This window comes from Microcoleus sp. D2_18a_D3 (assembly GCF_036702455.1).
Classification (GTDB): Bacteria; Cyanobacteriota; Cyanobacteriia; order Cyanobacteriales; family Microcoleaceae; genus Microcoleus.
Map to the genome: position 1 here is coordinate 94635 of NZ_JAUBTK010000008.1, position 23742 is coordinate 118376.

A 23742-nucleotide genomic window follows, 5' to 3' on the forward strand; every position below is an offset into this window, starting at 1 on the left:
TGCCTACCTCGCGCTATAGTTGGAGATTGACAAACAAAAAAAATATGCGGTAAAATCAGGAAAAAAGCACGGATAATTCCCAAATGAACGCTCGCTCGCTCCTCAGCAGATTTGATATCACCCGCAGAGTTACACCGCCAGCTTCACGACTTACTCCAGCAATTATCACCAGAACGATTACAGGTGCTTGCTGATTTTGCGGCTTACTTAGCCAATGCAGAAAGTGAAGCTGCAACTCAAGAACTTTTGGCAATTGCTGGATTGTTAAAGCGAGTTAAGCAAAATCAATCAAGCCCTAAAACTGATTACACAACCTGGAGAACTCTTCGCTCTGATTTATGAAGTTCTTCTCCAAGGTACTACAATTCAGAGGCAAACCTTTGTTGGAGTATTTTTATATGTCCTTGCAAGAGCTTAAAGAAAAAGCCAGCCAACTCTCAGTCAGCGATCGCCTGGCCCTGCTAGGTGCGATCGTTCAATCCCTGCAAAGTACACCAGAAATCGAGAATTGGCAATATTTAGTTTCACGTCCTCATGCTTGGCGCAAACAACTTTACATTAAGGGACGTAAATTACTAGCATCGACTATTTGGCGAGATATGACTGCTAATGGGATGTCACCGGAACAAGCTGCCGAAAATTGGGATTTACCACTTTCTGCTATCTATGAGGTGATTGATTACTGTGAGAATAATCAAGAACTTTTAAAATTAGAAGCAGACGAGGAACGCTATCGATTGGAAGTAAAAGGAGTCCAAGTTGAGCCTACGAATGCTGCTTGATGAAGATTCTCAAGCAAAGTATTTAGTCAATCTTCTTCAGGCAGCCGGTCACGATGTAGCCACAGTCAATACATTGGATTTAATGAATCATCCAGATTCAGTCGTGCTAGACGCTGCCAGAGAAAATGAGAGAGTGCTGCTTACACGCAATTGTGATGACTTTCAGCAATTGCATCAAGCGAACCCAGAACATTCAGGAATTTTGGCAGTTTATCAAGATTCTGAGGCTTCTAAAAATATGAGTTATCAGGCGATTGTGAAGGCAATTGATAATTTAGAGAGGGCAGAATATGACCTCAATAATCAGTTTGTGGTTCTCAATCAATGGAGTTATTAATTTATCAGAAACCAGGAAGAGATTCTAGTTGTTCACTTAGAATCTGCATAGATGACGAGGAGGCTGAATGAAAACCCCGATCGCCCTACCAATTGACCAAATCACCAAATTCTGCCAACAGTGGCAAATCATCGAACTCTCCCTCTTTGGTTCGATCCTTCGTGACGACTTTCATGCCGACAGCGACATCGATCCTCCACCATCCGAGTAGCGATCGTCGCATATTTTACCGTAAAACAATTGCTGGTAACTTCATAATTGCGAGCTTTGTTTTCACTAATTAACTGAAATTATGATTTTTTTTCATATTTTATGAGCAGGAAGTTTTGGCTTGCTACCCATCTGGGGGAATATGACAATCCTGTTGAGGTAAAAATAGCAATCTGGCAGATTCTCTGGCGATCGCAAGAAGTGAGTTTTGTTCTCCCCACAAGCGAGGGGGTAGCTAACCCGGATTTGATATGATGCTGGAATTCCTTGGAAGCAGTGTATTTGCTCGTTACGGATGAAATAAAGCCATGCGATTTGCCACCTATCTGCACCCCCAAACATTTTGTACTTCCAAACTCATTCAAGAAATTTCTTTTACGGGCTATTCTTTTACTTACTACAACCAAGTTAGACAGACTCTTAAAAAATCTCTGAAAAACTATCCTGCATTACCCTTAAGAAAGGCTAGGATAAGTGATTATCTTAGGGTTCACAGTCGCGAATATCTTCAAAAGATTATATTGCAAGCCCTCGATCGACCTCTGGATGAAATCAGCATATCCTTACCACAATTGAGTATTGAATGTCAAGGCTTGGAGTATTGTTTGCCCGGTTATCTCTACGGTTTGGGAGGAATGATGGAAGCGATCGACCAAATGAAACAGGGAAACCTAGAACGCGCTTACTGCTTCAGTATGGTTGGGCATCACGCTCATATTAATTGGGGACACGGTTACTGTCTCTTAAATCCTCTTGCTGCTGCTGCTCGATATGCTCAAGCCCAAGGATTTGAAAAAGTATTGATTGTTGACTGGGATATTCATCATGGCGATGGAACTCAGTCAATCTTTATCAACGATTGCAGCATCTATTGTATTAGCATTCATAGTGGCGTCGATCTCTACATGGCTAAAGCATCAGATTTGAAGGTTGGAACAACAACTGTTGCCGAAGCTGTGGGACACTGTAACATTCCGATCGTTAGTGAATCTTTTCCTGTTAAAGTTTTGGAGTCAGAGGGTATAACTGGCAGATTCTACTGCGGGCATCAGAGTATCAGCACTTTTGAGGAAGCTCTAGAAAACCTTCCCTGGCAACCTGACTTAGTTGCTATTTTTTCTGGTTACGATTCACACAGAGATGATTGTGGAAAGGGCATCACAGATTGGACAAATGCTGATTTCTGTAAACTAACGGAAATTGTATTAGATTTTGCTAAGAGATGTGGATGTCCAGTTCTCTCTACTCACGGAGGTGGCTACAGATTACCAGTTACAGTTGCAGCCGCTACTGCTCACGTCAGAACTTTAGCAACCTATGTTTAGTTTTCTGCTGTGTGACAACCCGCTTGAGCACGATCTGATTTTATTGTACTTCGCCAGTGCGATCGCTATCTCTGGGGTGCTTTTGAGAACTGGCATTGCAAGCCATAGCTTGATTGTGCCTAGATAGCAATCACTTTTCAAGTCATTGTAGAAATATAAAGTTTTAATTTTAATAATTTTCCCTGACTTTAGTTCGCTTGGTGTCCAACTTAAGGATTCAACAGACAGCAGCCACCTTGACATGGCTGGCAGTACGCACCTTACTTGTATCTAGAGACGGGTTGTTTCAACAATATCTTCTCTACCTTTAGGAAGAGATAAACCTGCCCTGATATAACGCCAAAAAAATAATGTTTTGAGTAAAAAGACGGGGGTGGAAAGTACGAATGCAGATTGTAGGGTTTCCTTGCCTGTCATTCCCAAGTGCGATCGCCGAAGATAAGAGTATAGAAATTAAACGGCTGGTTTTCACCCGCCCTTACACAAAATGAACTCACAAATAGAACAACAAGTAACAATTCTACAAGACGAAACAGCAGCGGCAGGAAATTCAGCCAACCCAACAGTTGAAACTCCTTTATACGCCTCAGAATTTGCAACCGAAGAAAAAGTCAGAGTGGAAGAATTTAAGATTAGCGGCGACAGCCTAATTGGTAAAGTCAAAGAACTAATTCAGCAAGGAAAACTCCGCCGCCTCGTCATCAAAAACTCGCAAGGGCGGACTTTGGCAGACATTCCGCTGATGGCTGGATTGGTGGGCGGCGTGGCAGGCTCAGTAGTCTTTCCAATCGCTGCTGTACTTGCTACAGTGGGAGCAGTTGTGGCTCATTTGACTGTAGCCATCGAGCGCAAAGAATAGTCATTAGTCCGCAGTCATTCGTCATTCAATAGTGTAATTTGTCATGGCGATTGAACCAATGCGAGAGCTGAGGGGGTTAATCTTTTAAGGCAGAGCCTGGTAACGCATATATACAGGCTCTGCCTTGCTGTTTCTAGTCTCAGTGTACTGTAGGCCGAGCCTAGGAACGAGATGATACCATAATTTTTAGGGTGAAGTATTCTGCTAGTTTAAGTTGTTTTCCCAGATGACTTTGCTACAATGGAATGGGGCTAATGAAAAGTTTTACCCCATATATATATTTATTTTTTTATAAAAAATATGCCAGAACGGATAACTCGTATCGATATAATTCGGGAAGAGCGAGGAGTGTCAGCCTACAAAAACATTGCTGTTGCAGACTTTCAGATTGGGAATGATAGTGGCGAATTGATAGCCGTCAGCGGTCGCTCGACTCGTCCCGGCACTGTTGGTTTACCAGACAAGCTATTATTTAAGACTTTTGAAGTCCCACCCGGACATTCACGGGCCTATGACAGCGAATACAAAATTCTTGAGGAAGTGGCATTGAGATATTTTCAAACACCAGAGGTTCAAGGTAACATAAATCTATGGACGGAAAGAGAACCCTGCGATTCCTGTTGTTACGTGATCGAGCAATTTCGCAGGCGGTTTCCCAACATCAGACTGACGGTAAACCATACAATTTAAACTCAGCAAAACCTACGCACAGCCAGATTTTTAAAGTGGGGATATCTCAAGGGTGGCGTTGCTAAATTGGGTTCGGAAATCTGTAAGGGCAATCCTCCCAAGAATTGCTTCCACCGCCGACACACTCCGGGGCCATCCCCCCACGATCACCCCGGAGGCATTACTTAAAGGATGTAGTAGCTATGTACTTAGATCGAGTCAAAAACCAACTGATAGAACTAAAACTCATAAGGCAAGATGAACTTGTAGGCTGTACCCGCGATGAGGTAATGGCCATCGAGCAACAGTTGGGGATTTCTCTGCCCCGCGCCTATCAAGAATTTCTGTTATCTATGGGGCGTAGTGCTGGTCAATTCTTGCGGGGGTCGGACTGTTTTTTGAATCATATACCTCAACTTCAGGAGTGGGCTGTCGAGTTATTACAGGAAAATAATTTTGCTGAATCCCTACCAGAGGATGCCTTTATTTTCTTGATGCACCAGGGCTATCAATTCAGCTTTTTTAGAGTATCAGAAGGCGCAGATCCCCCGACTTACTCATACTGCGAAGGGACTAACCAAATTTCTTTCATTAAAAGCCATGAAAGCTTTAGTGAATTTTTGGTGACAGAGGTCGAAATTCACGCGAAGTATTTGATGGCTGTTGCTAGCAAGTAATGACATCACATACAAAAGAATCTCACTTTACCGGAGGCAGAGCCTCCTGGCATTCATTCCCAGGCAGAGCCTGCGAATGAGAGGAAGAGGAAATGATTTAATTCGATGCTCTCGCCGCAGGTTGGTCTAAATAATTGTAAACAATCCGCGAAATTCGACGGACAAAATCTCTCACAATCGGGTCATTGTAAGGACGTTTAACAAAGATTGCCGCTAAATAACGCTTGCCGTTGGGCATATCAATAATTCCTGCATCGCCCACCACAAAGCCGATATCTCCGGTTTTGTCCGCAATCACGGCTCCCGGCCCCAAACCGGAAGGCAAAAGCGTTCTAGTTGTTGTGTGCCGCAGTAATTGTAAAGCTTGTTCCCGACTCGATTCAGACACTAATTTATCGCCAGACAGCATCGCCAGCAACTTTACCATATCCACAGAACTTGTGGTATTTGTTCCTTGAAAATCGCCGAGCCAATTGCGAATTCTGGTATCAGTTAATCCCCAACTGCGAAAACGCTCGTTGAGTTTAGCGATTCCCCCCAAACGTTCAATAATCATGTTGGTGGCTGTATTGTCGCTGATGGTAATCATTTTATCTACGGTTTCTCTGATGCTAAACCGAGTGCCATTTGGTCTGTCTTGCATAGTTCCAGAACCGCTGGCCACTAAGTCGGACTTCATAACTAATGTTTCGTCTAGCCTAACTTTGCCCGCGTCTACATCTTGATAAAAAGCAATCAGAATTGGTAATTTGATGGTACTCGCGGCCGGAAATACTCGATCGCCTTTGATATCCAAATAGTTGCCTGTATCTAAATCCAGAAAAAACATTCCGGCGCTGAGGGATCTATACTGTTCGATCGCACTTTCGATTTGAGGCTTGATGGCTGTCATTTCCGAGCCTGTTGACAGCCCCAAATCAACCGAATAGTTTCTCTGATTTCCCGGCGAAACAGCGGGCGTAACTTGACGTGCTGCTTGTTCTATGCGGGTAATAGCTGTTGGGATAAAAGACTCGTTGCCGGCTATTTGCTCTGGATTTGGCAACTGAAATGACCAGCGCGTGGCAGATTCTCTAATGACTCGGACTTTTTGCGGGTCTAACTTATAACCGGGAGTTAATTGTATCACTAACCTGGTAGTTCCGGTGTCAAACTGCCCGACTCTAATTTGTTGAATAGCTGAGTTGTAGCTTTGAGGAGTTTCGGGATATTCCAAGACTATTCCCGGTAAGTCAATTACTAAGCGGGTGGGATTAGCAATTAGTTTAACTTCCGGCTGAACTCCTGAATCTGTGGTTAAATTGAGCTGATTTCCCCTGGGATCGAAGTGCCAAGATGTTAGTGTATCAGCTTTTGCGGGCAGGGCGATCGAGAAAAGACTAAGGGCGGCCGGCAACAGCCATCGCAGTTTTAGAGTCATGTTTGAAGAGAAAGAGTTTAACGGCTGCTGCGAGAAAGCGGCTGGAAAAACGTTATCAACCGCTTTCGAGACGAAGCACCTAGCATCATACAGTCAACTCTTGCCCGCAGCCGTAAATTTTTTATTTTCTTTGAGAGTATTCCGTTTCCGGGACTCCTATCAAATCCGGTTCTCTTATCCCTTTTTCTTCCACTCTCGCGCAGGCAGACAAAACTTTGTACACTGGCGGATTCTCTTGGCAGAGTTCTTGTTTTGTAGGGACAAATTTTATTCACCTGAGATGAATTCAAGTTAGGCGACTTCTCGATTTCTAGCATCTTCGAGCGAGTCAATCGCGGCTTTGAGAAACACTTTTCCTTTAGCAACAAATCGGCGATCGCTCACAGGATCGTAAGCTTCCCAATTACCGCTAACTTCGCGATCGCGCCACAAAAACCAGCAGCGGTAGATTTCCCCGCTATCTATATCATCGCACAAAGCCAGCCAATCATCCCCCGTGAGAGCGCTGGCATCTAATGCTACCAATTCCACCCATGCAAGTGCAGTGCAGGCATCGATCGCCTCAGCATCAACCGAGTCAGATTTTGTAGCTATAGGTTGCGGCGAACAGAGTGTAGACTTCATAATTTCTCCTTAATTAAATTAAATCAATCAATGAATTTGCCTATTTATGGAACTGACCCGGTACCCCAAGTGGAAAAACTGTGTTTTGATAAATTTCTGGTTCGTCAAATTTACCAGCGGCTGATGCTTCTGTTAAATTATTAAGTGTATTAATTGTGAAAATGGCGGCAGTTCCCAAAGCGGCCATTGCCAGTCTGTGTAAGATTTTGTTCATTTGGGTGCTCCTTTTTTGCTTCGTGTATCTACTCTAAAAAGTTAAATCGTCATTAGCGGCGGAGATTGGGGAGTTAAGAAAAACTTTTTCTCCTCAAATATATTCAACTGTTGAAGCCGTTATCAGGACAGAGTTTGAGGAGTCGATCGCCCCAATAACCTCTTCAAGTAAAATCCCTTAAATTCCGGCTGGCTGATTATCTTCCTTAAAATCGCCTAAAATAGGGACTTAAGGCGTTAAAATTTCTAGATTCGTTCCCCTTTCAGTGCAAGCGAAGTGCTCAAGTCAAAACGCGATCGCGGTCGCATTCTCACTGCCTCTGGCTTAAAGAAACTTAACGAGGCGCTCCAAGAATGGTCTGACCGAAATAACATTAGAGGTACTCTGACTGAAATCGAGGCCGAGTCTGGCGTCGGTGCCGATACAGTCAGCAAAATTAAGCAGGGTAGAGAAGGTGCGGATTTGAGTAAAATTCGACAGTTGTTCGCGGCTTTTGAAATGACTCTGGCTGCTAGCGACCATCGATCGGCTAAACTTGAGGAACCGACAAATTTAGACGAGCTGGACAATTCGCAGGCAGCGGAAGATACAGCCAGCAGCAGAATTGTTAAAGTATTTGTCAGTTATCGCAGCGCCGAACCCGATCGCGAGTTAGGAAAACAGTTAGAAACGGCCTTAAGCGCGATCGGTCATACAGTTTTCACAGCAGAAAATAATATTAGATTAGGAGATAATTGGTTCGATCGCATTAATTTATTCCTCCAAGAATGCGATTATTTACTGCTACTGTTGCCGCCAACTGGCAATCAAAGCGAACTGCTAACATATCAAGTTCAGCAAGCAAAAGAACTACAAGACTCCCGCCCTGACAAGAAACCAATAATTCTCCCCATCCGCGTCGGTTTTCCCCTGAACGCCCCTCTAAATCACGACTTGCGTGGCTATCTGTACCGCATCAAACAGAGGGAATGGAAAACCACCGCCGACACTCCAATTATTATCGAAGAAGTTCTGAACTTGCTAGCAGAAACTCCCGCACCCGTCACGGAGGAAACGGAAGATTTAACACAAAAACAGCTATTAGAAATTAGCAACGACGAAATACCTCTACCCGCCGCCGAACCGGAATTACCGGGAGGACAAGTCGATGTCGCTTCTCAATTTTATGTAGAACGCCCGCCCATCGAAGAACGCTGCTATCAAACTATTGTGCAGCCCAGCGCCTTAATTAGAATCAAAGCACCGAGACAAATGGGCAAAACTTCCTTGATGGCAAGAATTTTGCATCACGGAGCTCGTCAAGGCTATTGCACCGTGCCACTAACTTTTCAGTTAGTAGATAAAGGCGTATTTGCCAACTTAGATAAATTCTTAAAGTGGTTTTGCGCTTACGTCGGCCGCGAGTTGCACTTACCCAATCAATTAGACGATTATTGGGACGAGATTTTTGGCAGCAAAGTTAACTGCAAAGATTACTTTGAAAAATACATTTTACCGCAAATCGACAGTCCTTTAATTTTAGGATTAGACGAGATCGATCGCGTTTTCCAATATCCCGACATTGCCGAAGACTTTTTAGGACTGCTGCGGGCGTGGCACGAAGAATCGAAGCGGCGCGACATCTGGAAAAAACTGCGATTAATTGTAGTTCACTCCACGGAAGTTTACATCCCGATGAACATCAATCAATCGCCTTTCAACGTCGGACTTCCCGTAGATTTGCCCGAATTCAACTCTCAGCAAATACAAGATTTAGCAGCGCGCCACAACTTGAATTGGTCGGAGGCAGAAGTTGAAAAATTGATGGCAATTGTCGGCGGACATCCGTATTTAGTGCGAGTTGCATTATATCACATTTCGCGATCGGGTTTGACACTCGATGAATTAAAAGAAAATGCGATCGCAGATGCGGGAATTTACAGCGACCATTTGCGCCGGCAGTTGTGGAATTTAGAAGAATATCCAGAGTTGGCGCAGGGGATGAGAGAGATTGTGGCGGCGGACTCTCCGGTGCAATTAAAAGCGATGCAGGCGTTTAAATTAGACAGTTTGGGGTTGGTGAGATTGCAGGGGAACGAGTGCGTGCCCAGGTGCGAACTGTACCGACAATATTTTCGATCGCACTTGAGCGCGATCGTCTAAGTCCGATCGCTCTGCTATCCTATAATTCCAGATATGGTAGGGGCGGGTTCACCGACAATAAGTGCCTAAAATGAACAATCTCATAAACCCGCCCCCACCAAACGAGAAATCACAATCTACCTCTTTTTAGATTAAAACAGCCCATGAACGATATTTTTTTGATAACTTCCGATAATTGGCTGGATTGGATAACTGTGTTTGGTTATCTAGGTGTTACTGTTTTCATTATGTGGCGCGTGTTCACCACAAAGTAGATGATATATCATGAAATTACCCTCTTCTTCTTCTTTCTTTCTTCGCTTCCTTCGCGCCTTCGCGGTTCGTTTAACTTTCGCAAAATCGGAATTTTTTCTAACTGTTCCGGCCGTATACTATCCCAGTTTAACCCAATTGGACGCGGATAACTTGTATTAGTCTCAATTACCTCCTGGGCAGTAACAATCCAATTCAGCGCCCAATCGTGAGCTTGCATCGGTAAACGCAAATCTTCAACTACTTGCAAAGAATGCACTGTGGTCACAATTGGCGTATCGATTTGTACTAACCCGAATTCTTTCAACATAGCCAATTCTAAATCGGCAAATCCTGCACCTTTCCCGGTTCTTCCACCGTTGGAACCCGCGGCTACACAGCCGACGATTACTAAATCAATCGGCTCCATTTCTGCAAAACTTACCAATTTTCCGCAAGTCAGTGCTTTGCGGGCGATCGCACTTTCGGCAATAGATATATTTTGCCGCTGCAAATCCTCAGCAGTCAACTCCACAAAACAGCGATCGTCTGTCAAGCGCGGTACTGCCATATACAGCCGTTTTCCATCTTGCAAAGCCCGCATCCGCACTGGAATTTGCGCCGAATCGGGATTGCACTTAATCGTTTTTGCTTGTTGCCATATTGGTAAATTTGCCAATCTTTCGGCAGCCACCTGTGCACCGACAAAGTTTGGAATATGACCGAACGGATCGCCAATAGATGCGGCTTGCTGCTTCAGCAAAGACCAAATTTCAGCTCTTAACTTGTCTTTGTCGTCGTTATATCCAGTCCAATCAGTTTTCATACTGTAAAAAGAAGGAAGTTCGGCAACGGATTGTGTAACGGATGTAACGGATGTCAGGAAAAAGGTAGAAGGTAGAAGATAGAAGGTAGAAGGTAGAATGAAAAATGCTCATATAGCCACTTTTTTAGCCATTTGTATCTGAGATTTAATTAAGTATATTCATTAATTGTGGTACAATTAATCATACAAAATTATAATTACTCCTCGATTCTTTAGTCTCTTAGAGAGGGACTGCGTTTGACTTTTGAGCGGTTTCAACCGCCGAATCTTCTTTTTTATTGTATGAATGTTACCACAAAACCGAGTTACTATCAAGTCGGCGGCAGTCTCACCAATAACGCTCCCAATTATGTGAAGCGGCAAGCCGACGACGACCTTTATAACGGATTAAAAGCCGGGGAATTTTGTTATGTTTTGAATTCCCGGCAAATGGGCAAATCTAGCTTGCAGGTGCGGACAATTCAGCGGCTGAGAAATGAAGGAATTGCTTGTGCTGCGATCGACATTTCGGAAATTGGCAACCGCGGCGTCACTCCCGAACAGTGGTATGCTGGTTTGCTACGCATTCTCGAAAATAACTTTAACCTGTCCGATATTGTCAACGTGCGGACTTGGTGGCGCGATCGCAATTTTTTAACCCCCGTTCAAAGATTGAGCGAATTCATCGAAACCATACTATTACCCAACATTTCCAGCAATATTGTCATTTTTATTGACGAAATCGACAGTATTCTCGCCCTAGATTTTCCCGCCGACGATTTTTTAGCCTTAATTCGATCGTGCTACAACAAGCGCGCCAACAATTCAGAGTTCGATCGCCTAACTTGGGCCCTCTTAGGCGTAGCATCGCCGACGGATTTGTGCCGCGAGCAAAATGCCACCAGCAATACCCCTTTTAATATTGGCAAGGCGATCGAATTAACTGGTTTTGACGAAACAGAAGCTCAACCGCTAGCAGCGGGGTTGGCAGAGCTTACAGACAGCCCTAATCAAGTTTTGAGAGAGGTTTTGTATTGGACGGGCGGGCAGCCTTTTTTGACTCAAAAGCTGTGCAAACTATTGTTGGAAAACCCACAATTAATGCCGAATTTACCCCCCCCAGCCCCCCCTTACCAAGGGGGGGAGAAAGATAAAATTAACACTTCTAAAGAGTGGGTTGAAAAGGTAGTGCGCTTGAAAATCGTGGAGAATTGGGAGTCTCAGGATGTCCCAGAACATTTGTCCACAATTCGCGATCGGCTTTTCAAAGAAAACCAGCGGATTGTCAGGAGACTAGGATTATATCAGCAAATTTTAGAACAAACTGAAACTGTGCCCGATGGTAGTGCCGAACAAATGGAGTTGCGATTAAGCGGATTAATCGTTAAGCGGGGGAAAAAACTAACAATTTCTAATCCTATTTATCAAGCTGTATTTAACAAAGGACTAATTGAAGAAAAATTACAAAAACTCTCGCCTTACTCGGAAGCAATCAAAGTCTGGCTAAATTCTAGCTGTGAAGATGATTCCCAACTGTTGCGAGGGGATGATTTGCAGTCAGCATTAGTTTGGGCGGCCGGAAAAAGTTTGAGAAACGAAGATTTTCAGTTTTTGACGGCCAGCCAGAAAGTTATTTTGAGCGACCAAAATCAACTGCTGCATTTAGCTACACTAGAAACCAAAAAAGCTGTATGTGATGCCGAAAAAGCGTTGATTGAAGCTGACTCTGCCAAACAAAAAGCCAAACAGTGGATCGGCATCGGTTCTGCGGTACTGGCAGCATCGTTACTGGCGGCGATCGGCTTTTCAACTCTCGCTTACCAGCGGTTTAAACTCGCACAAGCAAGTATTGAAATCGAACAAAATGGCAGCGATGCTTTACTGTTGGCCGTATCTCAAAAGACAGAAAACAGCGAAGCTTTATCAGAAGCTTTATTGAGGGCGATCGCCTCCGGTAAAAAATTAAAAACATTGGTACAAAATAAACACAAGCTAGAACAATACCCGGCAACTAGACCGCTATTAGCATTACAAATAATTCTTGATAAAATTAGCGCAACACAGGAGACAAAAGCCTCATCACTTCCGCCAACAAAGATAAATTGGCAAGCTCATAAAGGTGCAGTTACCAGCGTCACTTTTAGCCCAAACAGGCAGATTTTAGCAACCGCAGGAATAGACGATCGAGTTCGGATTTGGAACTTTTCCGGGCAAAAAATTGCTGAATGGAAAGCCTTGCAGCAGTCAGTTAATATGGTAAACTTTAGCCCGAATGGTAAATTTTTAGCGACTGCCGGAAGGGACAGCACAGTTAAAATATGGAATTTATCAGGTAAAAATATTTCTACTTTGACAGGAATTAAAGGCTCTGTTACCAGCATCACTTTTAGCCCTGAAGGAAAGTTATTAGCGGCGGCAGGGATAGACAGCTATGCTGCAATTTGGGATTTGTCTAAACTGCCACAATTAGTATCGCCTAGCCTGAAACTCCCAGGTCACAACGGCTTAGTGAGAAGCGTAAATTTTAGCCCAAACGGCGATTTTATAACGACTTTAGATGGCAAATCTACAGTGCGACTTTGGAATTTGTCGGGCAAGCTGAAAAAAACACTGCCTGTTCAGGCAATTGGGCTGAGTTTCAGTCCGGCTCAACACCAGTATCGCTTTGCTACAGTAACATTGAATGGCAAAGTTGGGCTGTGGAATCTGTCAGAAAAAGAATTAGTTAAGGAATTTCAAACCTTGCATTTTGATGCGAAATCAATTAGTTTTAGTCCCGACGGAGAACGGCTTGCTACAGTGGGAATTGACAAGACTGTACGGCTGTGGAATTTAGCGGGGCGGCAGGTTGCTCAATTTGAGTTCGAGGAGAATGTTGTTAGTGTCAGTTGGAGTGGAGAGGGAAAGCAAATTTCTGTAGCTGGAAGCAACGGCACTGTCTGGTTGAGGCAGGTTGAAGGGTTAGAAGAATTGCTGAAGCAAAGCTGCAATTTTTTCACCACTCAACCGAAGTATTTTACAAGAGTTTCAACTATCTGCAAGTAGGGACACGGCAATGCCCTTCTTCGTGTCAACTTAACGTTAAACCGATAGTCCGACAGGGGTTGAAACCCCTGCCTCAAAGCTAAAGTCCTCTTGCATAGGACTAATGAGTTCTTCAGTCCTCTTTGAGAGGACTTTAGCTATAAGCCCCGTGGAATTCATTCCCTGGCGGACTGCCGGGTGAGCGGGAGGACTGGCAGACGAAAAGCTTAAGTTAACACCTATGGGCAATGCCATGTCCCTACTAATGACTATCAATTTACTTTAACAGGCGAAACACTTACATTAGGATTTGTAACTCTTTTTAAGAGTTCTTGTCGGGCTTGTTCGGGATTTTGACCTTTGGGTACTTGATATAATAATCTACAGGAACCGTCTTGAGGATTAGCTGCACAAATAATTAGTTGACCGTTGCTAGATGCACCTGCTGTGACAACATTCTCCCAGCTTCCTTGCGGTTGCGAGTTGTTGAGAATTCCTGAGACTCTGGTGCACCGAGTAATCGCATCTTCTCCTGATTCATTGAAATAGTTATCAGCTAGCCACAAAATAACGGGAATATTTTTGCCTTGTTGGACAGCAATTGTAGCTGGCCGGCCGCCAGCAGCGCCGCAGAAGAATGAAGGCGCTTGGGCAAAGGCTGGACTGTTGGCTAAAATCTGAGCAGCAAGGGCAATAATTGACGCGCTAAAAGCTGACTTTAAGAGCCGAAATTTCATGAGCAGTAATAAGCTTTTTCATTTAAGGTTACTAATAGTCTAAAAAGTTAAACTGTTTGTTGCCGGGAAGATTAGGCATTTAGAGAAAAAAATAAAATTTATTTTGCAAATTTTTGCCTTCGCACAGACTGGCCTCCTCTGGGCCAAAACTCCGGGAAAAAAGCTCGCTGAGAAACACCAAAGGCAGAAAATAGATGCTGCCATAGGGGGCGCAGGCGCGAAGGTATAGGGTAAAGGATCGGTTTTTCAGCGTTTTTTGCGATCGCCTCGCTCTTCCCGATCCCGTCCCACCTAAATGGGAACCTGTGTTACCATCGGTAAAAATATTCTCTTTAATAATCAACAATGGGCAATGTTCTGGTGCTGAACGCCTCCTACGAACCCCTTAACATCACCAATTGGCGAAGGGCGGTAGTTTTGTTGCTGAAAGGAAAAGCAGAACAGGTAGAACACAACGGGAAATTTATTGCGCCAAACTTCCCGCTACCAACTGTGATCCGACTGCGGCATTATGTCCGAGTTCCCTATAAGGATATTCCGCTAACCCGCCGGAACATCTTGCACCGGGACGCACACTCTTGTCAATACTGTAGTTATACGGGCGACGATTTAACCCTCGATCATGTAATTCCCCGATCGCGCGGAGGAGGCGACAGTTGGGAAAACCTTGTCACCGCTTGCGTGCGCTGCAATGTCAATAAAGGCAGCCGCACGCCGAAAGAAGCGGGAATGCTGCTGCGCTATCCGCCGAGGAAACCTCACAGCGGTCTTTATTTTGAAGTGACTAAACACGTTAAGAGCGGTATGCACAAAGAATGGCAAAAATATGTAATAGGCCTTTAAAACCCCTGTCAGCGCAAGCGCGGGGGTTTTTTGCGGGAGTTATTAGTTCTGAGATTGCTTCGTTCCTAGCAACACACACTCTCTGCATGAATTAAAAAATTAAAGAGAGAATTTACGCTCTTAAATCAGGTTTGTCGTAAAAAGTATGGGCTTTGACAAACAGGCATCTACAAAGAAACCGGGTTTAAGATCGAATGTCGTGCAAATCCTGAAATAGTTAAATTGTTAATTTTCAACGATGAAAGACCATCCTCCTAACAATTCCGATGAAACATCCGGCAACCGCGAAGGTGAACTTGAGGCCAGCAGCGAGGTTGTACCCGCAGTGAGTGCGCCGGGGAAACGGCGCAGCAAAGCCGAAGTTGCTTCCGAAGAGAATCGCGGCCGTCTCCGCGAGGAATTGCACGATCGCAAAGTCGAGCAATTGCGCCAAATGTTCGATCGGCACAAAGGCACTCGCCAGTTAATCTTGCTGCAAGATTTTCCAGACCCCGACGCACTGTCAAGCGCTTGGACTTACAAATTAATCGCCGAACAGTACGATATCCAATGCGAGATTATCTACGCCGGCGCCCTCAGCCACCAAGAAAATATTGCCTTAGTTAAATTGACAGGGTTGCCGTTGCAGCGGTGGACGCTGGAAACAGTAAAAACTAAGGATTTGTCGGTGTTTCAGGGCTGCGCTTTCATTGACAACCAAGGGACGACTTGTAACTTAACCGGGTATATTTTAGCGGCTGGAGTTCCGATCGCCGCCGTCATCGATCATCATAATTTGCAGGGGGAAATGAACGCAGAATTTACCGATTTGCGCCCTCAAATCCGCGCTACAGCCACGATTTTTGCCGAGTATTTACAGTCTGGACTCCTAACTCTCGACGCCAGCGTCAGTCTGCACATCAAGTGTGCTACAGCTTTGATGCACGGTTTGCGATCGGACACGATCGCCCTCAGACAAGCTCAGGAAGAGGACTTTTTAGCTGCGGCTTATTTGAGCCGGTTTTACGACCCGCAGTTGCTGAATGCAGTGTTACAGTCGTCTCGTTCTAAGTGGGTGATGGACGCGATCGAGCGATCGCTCAAACACCGCACCGTCCAGAACAATTTTTCGATCGCCGGCATCGGCTACCTCCGCTATGACGATCGGGATTCTATTCCCCAAGCGGCGGACTTTTTAGTAACAGAGGAGAACGTACATACAGCCGTTGTTTACGCAATTGTTCACGACAAAGACGAAGAAATTGAAGTAGTAATTGGCTCGCTGCGAACTAATAAACTTACTCTCGACCCGGACGAATTCATTAAAGAAGCCTTCGGTCAAGATGCTCAAGGACGCTTTTTTGGCGGCGGTAGAAGTCAAGCAGGAGGTTTTGAAATTCCGGTGGGATTTCTTTCTGGCGGCAATGAGAACAGCGATTATGCAAGGCAGAAATGGGAAGTATTCGACGATCAGATCAAGCAAAAGTTGCTGCATTTAATTAGTCCTAAAGACAATCCTGTTTACGATCATTAACTCTAGGGTTTCTAGGTGCGGTATTGATTCCAGCAACAGCCTGGGAAGGCGATGCGGGGCTCAACCTCCGGTTGCTACCAGGTTTTGCCGTGTTTTTTTCTCATTCCGGGCAAAATCTCAACTTGATAATCAGTCCTGCCCGCACTTCTACTCTCATCAACCGGGTTTTTAACTCTTATTGAGGGTTGGAACTCACGCCCAGTGCACTTCTGTCATGAACAGGCTATCCAGCCTGTTCCACAAAAATTAAATTTTCTTATGGGGAGTAGGGGTTGGGCAGGAGAACCCGCGCATAAAAAGCTTATTGAAAATTGTTGACTGTTGACTGTTGACAAGCGAAATATTTTACACCTAATTTCCAGCTTCCCGATTCATCTGTAGAGTCAAATCTAAAATCTAAAATCTAAAATCTCAAATCGACTGGCTCTTGACTGTAGAAGGAGGGGTGGAAAAACTCAATGGTTGAGTGTTAACAGTCTACTCGATTTTATTATTACGATGCAACCTGAAACGATATAAGGGGGTTGAAAAACCAGGTTTATCCCTCCAGGACTACCAGTAATAAATTTTCTCCCCCTTTCGCAAAAATACACATCAAAGAAACCGGGTTTTTTAACTATTGTCAAGGGATACAACGAAGTATTTTGGTAAAAAAACCAGGTAGCGGGGCAAATTTATTGTGATCTAATTTACTAAACTCCACAATAATTATTAAGTTTTAACAATTATCCAGGGTTGATTTTTTGATATATTCTTATTTTTTCGCTAAATTAATCACAATTTGTTATATAGCAATCCTTGCAGAAGTCGTACAAAGATGTGTAGTGCCTTTCTTTGCCTACCCAGGCTAAAGCTGGGCAACCGGGCGTGGGTTTTGCCCCGACAATAATTACACAAATGATGCGAGGATTGTTATAGTTGGTGCAAAAGATTTTCGATAATAATTAGCAAAAAAACGCTTGAGAAGAAGCAAAATAGATACCAAACAACCTAAACCCTTGGCTAAATGACATAAAAAAAGCAATTGTAGCAGTCACAAAAAGTTTGGCTAGCTACATAAATATTGGTTGTTTCCTAAGCCCAGCCAGCGATTCCTACGAGTTAAAACAAAATTTTATATTTATTTGTCGCCGGTTAGAATAGTATAAAATTGCTTAACAAAAAAAGGAACATGGAGATGTCTACAAAACAGACTTTCTCTTGCTCGTTAGAGAAAATCATAGAAAAAGTTTCAGAAATTGCACTTCAAATCAACGAGGTCGGCGATCTGGAGACAATTTTGCAATGTGCGGTAGAAGAAACCAGGGTGCTGCTGCAAGCCGATCGCGTGATTATTTATCGCTTCCTACCGCATAGAGAGGGCGTAGTATTTGCTGAATCGGTTGATGCCCAGTGGCCACAAATCCTAGGAAAACAGATTTATGATCCTTGCTTTGAAGCTACCTGGGTAGAGCGTTACAGCCAGGGACAAACGAGCAGCATTTCTGATATTCACAGCGGTCATCTTCAAGCTTGTGATGTCGAATTGTTCGATCGCATCCAGGTTCAGGCAAATTTAGTGGTGCCAATCTTGCTAGATGGCAAACAGCAGCAATCTCCGAAGCTTTGGGGACTGTTGATTGGTCATCAATGCCGAAGTCCGCGTCAGTGGGAACCTCTCGATGTTCAGATCATGCAACACGTTGCAGCGCAGATCGGGTTGAGGATGCGGCATCTGGAATCTCACCACCCGGTGCCACCTTTCCATCAACCGCCGGAACTCAAAACAGAACCGAATCAAACTGATCCCAATACAGAAAGCGCGCCAAGAGTCAATCATCAAAATTGTCTACAACCCGAGTTTGCCTGTTCCCTCAGCGGCGATATTGTCCACCTCAAAGCCTTTGACTTGTTGCAAAACCCGATCTGGATATTTGATATTGAGGATTGGCAAATCCGCTGGGCCAACCAAGCCTCCTTGTACCTGTGGAATGTTTCGACGCGGCAGCAACTCGCGAGCCACAACTTTAGCGATATGTTGTCAGAGTGTACGCGAATTCGCTTGCAGAGCTATCTGCTGCAGTTTGAGCAAGGCCAAACCTTGTCCGAGCAGTGGACGTTTTATCCGGGCGGTGAGCCTGTTTCTGTCGGCTGTCGGTGCTCTGGCATCAGGATTGATAGCGGGCGTTTGGCAATCCTGGTCGAGGGTAAGGTCGAAACCGCTCCTCAAATCGAACCGGAAACCCTACGATCGATCGAGGCAATCCGACACACCTCGCTGATGGTTTCGCTATATACCCTCGAAGGTGTGCCACTGCTGCAAAACCCGGCGGCCTTGCGCTGTTACGGGGATGCGCTGCACCCTGGCTCTGCGACAGATAATGCTTTTTTGAGTCGCTTTGTTGACTCTCAGGTAGCAGAGCGAGCAATGGCAGTTCTTAAGTCCGGTGAGGTATTTAGCACGGAGGCTCAAGTGATGACTCTGGCGGGAATTCGCTGGCATGGGATGGACGTGCGGTGTACCAACGACCCGGTAACAGGCAACCCGATGTTGCTCGTGAACGAAAAAGACATTACCGACCGCCAGCAGACAGAAACAGCCCTGCAAAAGAGTGAAACTCGGTTGTCAGAAGCCCAGCGGGTTGCCCACATCGGTAGCTGGGAATTTGACGTGATTACGGGTAAAATTACCTGGTCTCCCGAACTCTTCAAGATTTTGGGACGCTCCAGCGCCCTAGGCGAACCTACCTATGAAGAAAACCTGCGGCTTTACCATCCCGAAAGTGCCAGACAGCTACACCGGGTAGTTCAACGAGCGCTCACTCACGGAGAGCCTTATCTATTGCGCCTCAGAATCGTGCGCCCGAATGGTTCTATCTGCCATACCGAAGCCAGAGGACAGGTCCAACTCAATGCAGAGGGACAAGTTATTCGGTTGTTTGGTACATCCCAAGACATTACGGATCGTGTCCAGGCGGAAACAGAACTCAGAGAAATGAGTATAGCCCTTGCTAATGCCGTCGAAGGCATCTCGCGGGTGGATATTTTCGGACGATATATCAGCGTTAATCAAGCCTACGGCAATATAGTGGGTTATCAACCTGAAGAAATGGTTGGTATGAATTGGCAGAAAACAGTTCATCCCGACGACTGCGACAGGATGATTGCTGCTTATCAAAAAATGCTAGCCGAGGGCCGAGTGGAGGTTGAGGGCCGTGGTATCAGGAAAGATGGTTCGATTTTTTACCAGCAATGGGTGATGTTGGCAGCCTACGACTCGCAGGAGCGATTGATCGGGCATCACTGCTTTATGAAGGATATCACCGCTCGCAAGCAAGCAGAAGCAGCATTACAACAAGAGTTCCAGCGTCTGGCTGTGGTGATTGCCACCCAACAGGAAATCGCCATCCGCAATCCCAATCTCGATGCAGTCATGGCAGTGATTACCGAGCGAACTCAAAAATCGCTCGGTGCCGATGGGGCCGTGATTGAAATGCTGGAAGGGGATGAGTTGGTGTATCGGGCAGCCAGCGGTATCGCCAGCGCCTATGTTGGATTACGGATCAAAGTAGCGACAAGTTTATCGGGAAAATGTATTGCCACCGGCCAAATCATGCTTTGCGATGATTCACAAACCGATGGACGGGTGGATCAGTCTGCCTGTCAGCGCATTGGTATCCGGTCACTGGTGGTTGTTCCCTTGTTCTATCAGGACGATCGGGTTGGCGTCTTAAAAGTTGTTTCCGGTACACCCTGTGCCTTTACAGAGTCAGATATTCATACCTTACAACTGATGGCGGGGTTTTTGGCGGGTAGTCTGCATCTGGCTTCAGAGTTTGATGCTAAAAACATTCTCCTGAGTCAATTACAGGAAAGCGAGGAACGGTATCGTTCTGTGATTACAAGCATGACTGAAGGCGTCGTACTTCAGCTAGCAGACGGAAAAATTACTACCTGTAATGCTAGTGCCGGAAGGATTCTCGGACTGAGCCCCGAACAACTGATGGGGCGTACATCCATAGATTTAGACTGGCGAACCGTTCAGGAAGATGGCTCTCCCTTCCCCTGCCAACAGCATCCGGCAATGATTACCCTACGGACGGGAAAACCCGTATCAAATGTGGTGATGGGCATTCACAAATCGGATAAAACGCTGACTTGGATTTCGATTAATTCGCAACCGCTGTTCCAAATGAATCAGTCTCAACCCTATGCAGTAGTAACGACTTTTGCTGATATTACAGAACGCAAGCGGGCCGAGGAGATGCTCAGACACCGGGCGGAACAAGAAAGATTAATTGCTACGACAGATGGGTTAACACAAGTAGCAAACCGCCGCTGTTTTGATGAGCGATTGGAGTCGGAATGGCACCGACTGATGCAGGGGAAACAACAGCTTTCGTTGATTATGTTGGATGTAGATTATTTCAAGCGATATAACGATTGCTACGGACATCAAGCTGGGGATATTTGTTTAGTAAAAGTGGCTTCATCGGCTGCACTTGCGGTTAAACGTTCATCGGATCTGTTGGCACGTTACGGGGGCGAAGAATTCGCTGCTATCCTACCGAATACGGATGCGGATGGCGCGATCGCGGTTGCTGAGTCGATCCGAGAGGCAATCCGAGATTTGGGAGTCCCTCACGAGCAATCTAATGTGAGCGCGATCGTGACTGTTAGCATGGGAATTGCAACTGTGATTCCCACTGCGGAAACATCACCGGATGAACTCGTTGCCCTCGCCGATCGAGCATTATATGATGCGAAACGACAAGGGCGCGATCGTTATACAAGCGCCAACCAGATGACGGCGCCAGAGCTTAATCCAGTTGTAGAATAGGCAAAAGGTAGGTATATCCTAGACCGCTCCTAGAAAAACGGGATAATAAAATGCCTGGAAGTATTGATATATGGTTATTTATCTGATCCGGCACGGTATCGCAGCCGCACCCGAAGAATATGATACAGACGCAGAACGCCCCCTGACTAAAGAGGGCGATCGTAAAACCCGGAAAATTGCCCAACGGCTGTACGAGCTCGAAATTCAGTTTGACTTGATTCTCACGAGTCCCCTACTGCGGGCCCAGCAAACGGCGCAAATCCTGCAAACAGTCGGTTTGAGTTCCCAAATAGAAGAATCCGCCGCCCTCGCACCTTCAGGAGACATCGGGAACTGGCTGGAGTGGTACAAACAGTGGCAGGAAATAGGTAGCCGCAGCTTGGCCCTGGTGGGCCACCAACCAGACTTAGGCCACTGGGCAGAAACTTTGCTTTGGGCTCGATCGCAAGATGCCCTCATTCTCAAAAAAGCAGGTATCATCGGCTTAATCCTCCCGGAGACCGGCTCCCCAGTGGGCCGCAGCCAAATGTTTTGGCTAACTGCGCCCAAGTTTTTGCTGCACTAGAAACAGCGAACCGCCCCGACATTAACAGGACGCGCCAGCCCTCTTAAAACGGCATTCTCGGACGGCGAAACCGGGAAAAAGGGGCGACAATACGCAGCGGTGCGATCGGGCTATCTGTTGAAAAACCCGGTTTGTGAACCCGAATTAAATGATTATTTGTCAAGACTGTGACACTATCTTCGTTTCTGGTAATGTACTTTTAGTAGATTGAACTCACATAAAACGGTATCGCAATGGTCGTCGGCGAATTCAAACCAGGTTTAGAAGGTGTTCCCGCCACCTTGTCCAGCATTAGCTACGTCGATGGACAAAAAGGGTTGCTGGAATATCGCGGGATTAGCATCGAGGAACTGGCACTGAAAAGTTCCTTTCTCGAAACTTCATATTTATTAATCTGGGGGGTACTTCCGACAAAGGAAGAACTCGAAGCTTTCGAGCATGAAATTCGCTATCACCGCCGGATCAAATATCGCATCCGGGACATGATGAAATGCTTTCCAGAAAGAGGACATCCAATGGATGCCCTGCAAGCTTCAGCGGCCGCCTTGGGCTTGTTCTACTCCCGCAGAGCTCTGGCTAACCCAGCATACATTCGAGAAGCTGTAGTGCGGCTGCTAGCGAAGATTCCCACGATGGTAGCAGCGTTCCAGCAAATGCGACGGGGAAATGACCCGGTGCGGCCGAGGGATGACTTGGACTACTCGGCTAACTTTCTTTATATGCTCAACGAGCAAGAACCCGATCCGCTGTTAGCTAGCATTTTTGACACTTGTCTGACTCTCCACGCTGAACATACCATTAATGCCTCTACATTTTCGGCAATGGTAACAGCTTCGACACTGACAGACCCTTACGGAGTGATTGCTTCAGCAGTTGGCACTTTGGCGGGGCCGCTGCACGGGGGAGCTAATGAAGAAGTGATTGATATGTTGGAGCAAATTGGTTCGGTAGAAAACGTGCGGGCTTTTGTCGAGAAGAGCGTTGCAAATAAGGACAAAATCATGGGTTTCGGTCACCGAGTTTACAAGGTGAAAGATCCGAGAGCAACTATTCTCCAAGGGTTAGCAGAACAGTTATTTGAGAACTTCGGCCACGACGATTATTACGACATTGCTATCAAGTTAGAAGAAGTGGTTGAGGAAAAACTAGCTCACAAGGGAATTTATGCAAATGTAGATTTCTATTCTGGTCTGGTTTACCGAAAAATGGGAATTCCGCTGGACTTATTTACACCAGTTTTTGCGATCGCCCGTGTTGCCGGCTGGTTGGCCCACTGGAAGGAACAGCTAGAGGCAAACCGCATTTACCGCCCGACTCAAATATATACGGGGACTCACGGTGCTCCTTATATTGCGATCGGGGACAGACTCCCATCCTAAAGCTAAATTATCAACCCAGATATGTAAATGGCGAGAATAATTGTTTTGCTTTCCTGAAGTGTGGAATTAAAAATTGCTTTCGCCTTCCGAGTCAGGAAGCAATCTCTGTCTGCCAAAAACTGCCTGCTGGGTTGCACCCCTCTTGTATGTTGTGCTGTGTGTTGGCGACAATAGTAACAAGTGACGATTTTCAGGAACTCCGGTCCTCAGACTTGCGGGTCTGAGGCTTTTTATTGCAATATTACGAATAGCTTTCGGTAGGTTGCTGCGCGCGCACCCTTCTTGTATTTACGCTTCGCTTGTATAGTATTAGGTACAAAGTGAAGATGCGCGATCGCATTTAAATTCCTCCCGCTTTTAGTCGTCAGAACATCTATGGCTTACAGCAACAGCGAAATTGAGGGCAAGTCTTTCTACCAATCCGAACCCTTGATCGCCCGCTTGAGAGGGATTATCCGAGATTATCCCGAAGGCGTTATCAAATGTCTTGATAAAAAGTACGGTTATGCAATAGTTTTGAGCTATAAACATGATTGTACCGCAACTGCGATAGAATTATAAATTGTA

Annotated in this window: 22 protein-coding genes; 17 read left to right on the forward strand and 5 right to left on the reverse strand. The window is 45.5% G+C overall.

What is annotated here, in order from left to right:
- Nucleotides 1–111: 111 nt before the first annotated feature.
- From QUB06_RS06265 to QUB06_RS06305, 9 genes are all read left to right on the forward strand, one after another.
- Nucleotides 112–342, forward strand: a complete 231-nt coding sequence (locus QUB06_RS06265) for a hypothetical protein (protein WP_333434553.1) — start codon at nucleotides 112–114, stop codon at nucleotides 340–342.
- 56 nt (nucleotides 343–398) lie between these two features.
- The gene (locus QUB06_RS06270) at nucleotides 399–782 is read left to right on the forward strand and encodes a hypothetical protein (RefSeq protein ID WP_333434554.1); all 384 of its coding nucleotides are present in this window, start codon (nucleotides 399–401) and stop codon (nucleotides 780–782) included.
- Entirely contained in the window at nucleotides 760–1119 is a 360-nt protein-coding gene (locus QUB06_RS06275) for a DUF5615 family PIN-like protein (RefSeq protein ID WP_333434555.1), read from the forward strand. Before QUB06_RS06270 ends, QUB06_RS06275 begins: the two co-directional genes overlap by 23 nt.
- Before the next feature lie 67 nt (nucleotides 1120–1186).
- On the forward strand, nucleotides 1187–1330 hold the full coding sequence (locus QUB06_RS06280; protein WP_333434556.1) for a nucleotidyltransferase domain-containing protein: 144 nt from the start codon (nucleotides 1187–1189) through the stop codon (nucleotides 1328–1330).
- Between the two features lie 101 nt (nucleotides 1331–1431).
- Nucleotides 1432–1584 (forward strand): hypothetical protein, encoded by a 153-nt coding sequence (locus QUB06_RS06285; RefSeq protein ID WP_333434557.1) that lies wholly within the window; start codon nucleotides 1432–1434, stop codon nucleotides 1582–1584.
- Between the two features lie 53 nt (nucleotides 1585–1637).
- Nucleotides 1638–2654 carry a histone deacetylase gene (locus QUB06_RS06290; protein WP_333434558.1) on the forward strand — a complete coding sequence of 339 codons (1017 nt, stop codon included), beginning with the start codon at nucleotides 1638–1640 and terminating at the stop codon, nucleotides 2652–2654.
- 487 nt (nucleotides 2655–3141) lie between these two features.
- The gene (locus QUB06_RS06295; RefSeq protein ID WP_333434559.1) at nucleotides 3142–3513 is read left to right on the forward strand and encodes a DUF4342 domain-containing protein; all 372 of its coding nucleotides are present in this window, start codon (nucleotides 3142–3144) and stop codon (nucleotides 3511–3513) included.
- A gap of 300 nt (nucleotides 3514–3813) precedes the next feature.
- Entirely contained in the window at nucleotides 3814–4203 is a 390-nt protein-coding gene (locus QUB06_RS06300) for a deaminase domain-containing protein (protein WP_333434560.1), read from the forward strand.
- Nucleotides 4204–4385: 182 nt separating this feature from the next.
- Complete coding sequence (locus QUB06_RS06305) at nucleotides 4386–4859, forward strand: SMI1/KNR4 family protein (RefSeq protein ID WP_333434561.1); 474 nt, start codon at nucleotides 4386–4388, stop codon at nucleotides 4857–4859.
- A gap of 97 nt (nucleotides 4860–4956) precedes the next feature.
- Here QUB06_RS06305 and QUB06_RS06310 read toward each other — a convergent pair whose 3' ends face one another.
- The 3 genes from QUB06_RS06310 to QUB06_RS06320 form a co-directional block, all read right to left on the reverse strand.
- Nucleotides 4957–6279 carry a serine hydrolase gene (locus QUB06_RS06310; protein WP_333434562.1) on the reverse strand — a complete coding sequence of 441 codons (1323 nt, stop codon included), beginning with the start codon at nucleotides 6277–6279 and terminating at the stop codon, nucleotides 4957–4959.
- A gap of 291 nt (nucleotides 6280–6570) precedes the next feature.
- Nucleotides 6571–6903 carry a hypothetical protein gene (locus tag QUB06_RS06315; protein WP_333434563.1) on the reverse strand — a complete coding sequence of 111 codons (333 nt, stop codon included), beginning with the start codon at nucleotides 6901–6903 and terminating at the stop codon, nucleotides 6571–6573.
- 40 nt (nucleotides 6904–6943) lie between these two features.
- Nucleotides 6944–7117 carry a hypothetical protein gene (locus QUB06_RS06320; RefSeq protein ID WP_333141939.1) on the reverse strand — a complete coding sequence of 58 codons (174 nt, stop codon included), beginning with the start codon at nucleotides 7115–7117 and terminating at the stop codon, nucleotides 6944–6946.
- A gap of 276 nt (nucleotides 7118–7393) precedes the next feature.
- Between QUB06_RS06320 and QUB06_RS06325 the strand changes: the two genes are divergently transcribed.
- Nucleotides 7394–9259 (forward strand): AAA-like domain-containing protein, encoded by a 1866-nt coding sequence (locus QUB06_RS06325; protein ID WP_333434564.1) that lies wholly within the window; start codon nucleotides 7394–7396, stop codon nucleotides 9257–9259.
- A gap of 262 nt (nucleotides 9260–9521) precedes the next feature.
- Here QUB06_RS06325 and QUB06_RS06330 read toward each other — a convergent pair whose 3' ends face one another.
- Nucleotides 9522–10316, reverse strand: coding sequence for a 5-formyltetrahydrofolate cyclo-ligase (locus tag QUB06_RS06330; protein WP_333434565.1), 795 nt, complete (start codon nucleotides 10314–10316; stop codon nucleotides 9522–9524).
- A 282-nt stretch (nucleotides 10317–10598) separates the two neighbouring features.
- On the opposite strand from QUB06_RS06330, the gene QUB06_RS06335 reads away from it, so the two are divergent.
- Nucleotides 10599–13340: an AAA-like domain-containing protein gene (locus tag QUB06_RS06335; RefSeq protein ID WP_333434566.1), complete on the forward strand. Its 2742-nt coding sequence runs from the start codon at nucleotides 10599–10601 to the stop codon at nucleotides 13338–13340.
- A gap of 251 nt (nucleotides 13341–13591) precedes the next feature.
- Here QUB06_RS06335 and QUB06_RS06340 read toward each other — a convergent pair whose 3' ends face one another.
- Nucleotides 13592–14056 carry a COP23 domain-containing protein gene (locus QUB06_RS06340; protein WP_333141933.1) on the reverse strand — a complete coding sequence of 155 codons (465 nt, stop codon included), beginning with the start codon at nucleotides 14054–14056 and terminating at the stop codon, nucleotides 13592–13594.
- Between the two features lie 345 nt (nucleotides 14057–14401).
- Between QUB06_RS06340 and QUB06_RS06345 the strand changes: the two genes are divergently transcribed.
- The 6 genes from QUB06_RS06345 (at nucleotide 14402) to QUB06_RS06370 (ending at nucleotide 23736) form a co-directional block, all read left to right on the forward strand.
- Nucleotides 14402–14899, forward strand: a complete 498-nt coding sequence (locus tag QUB06_RS06345) for an HNH endonuclease (RefSeq protein ID WP_333130566.1) — start codon at nucleotides 14402–14404, stop codon at nucleotides 14897–14899.
- Between the two features lie 238 nt (nucleotides 14900–15137).
- The gene (locus QUB06_RS06350; protein ID WP_333434567.1) at nucleotides 15138–16412 is read left to right on the forward strand and encodes a bifunctional oligoribonuclease/PAP phosphatase NrnA; all 1275 of its coding nucleotides are present in this window, start codon (nucleotides 15138–15140) and stop codon (nucleotides 16410–16412) included.
- A gap of 1177 nt (nucleotides 16413–17589) precedes the next feature.
- Nucleotides 17590–21231: a diguanylate cyclase domain-containing protein gene (locus QUB06_RS06355; RefSeq protein ID WP_333434568.1), complete on the forward strand. Its 3642-nt coding sequence runs from the start codon at nucleotides 17590–17592 to the stop codon at nucleotides 21229–21231.
- Nucleotides 21232–21301: 70 nt separating this feature from the next.
- On the forward strand, nucleotides 21302–21796 hold the full coding sequence (sixA, locus tag QUB06_RS06360; RefSeq protein ID WP_333434569.1) for a phosphohistidine phosphatase SixA: 495 nt from the start codon (nucleotides 21302–21304) through the stop codon (nucleotides 21794–21796).
- Nucleotides 21797–22029: 233 nt separating this feature from the next.
- Nucleotides 22030–23175, forward strand: a complete 1146-nt coding sequence (locus QUB06_RS06365; protein WP_333434570.1) for a citrate synthase — start codon at nucleotides 22030–22032, stop codon at nucleotides 23173–23175.
- Nucleotides 23176–23550: 375 nt separating this feature from the next.
- Nucleotides 23551–23736 carry a hypothetical protein gene (locus tag QUB06_RS06370; RefSeq protein WP_333434571.1) on the forward strand — a complete coding sequence of 62 codons (186 nt, stop codon included), beginning with the start codon at nucleotides 23551–23553 and terminating at the stop codon, nucleotides 23734–23736.
- The last annotated feature ends 6 nt before the right edge of the window (nucleotides 23737–23742 follow it).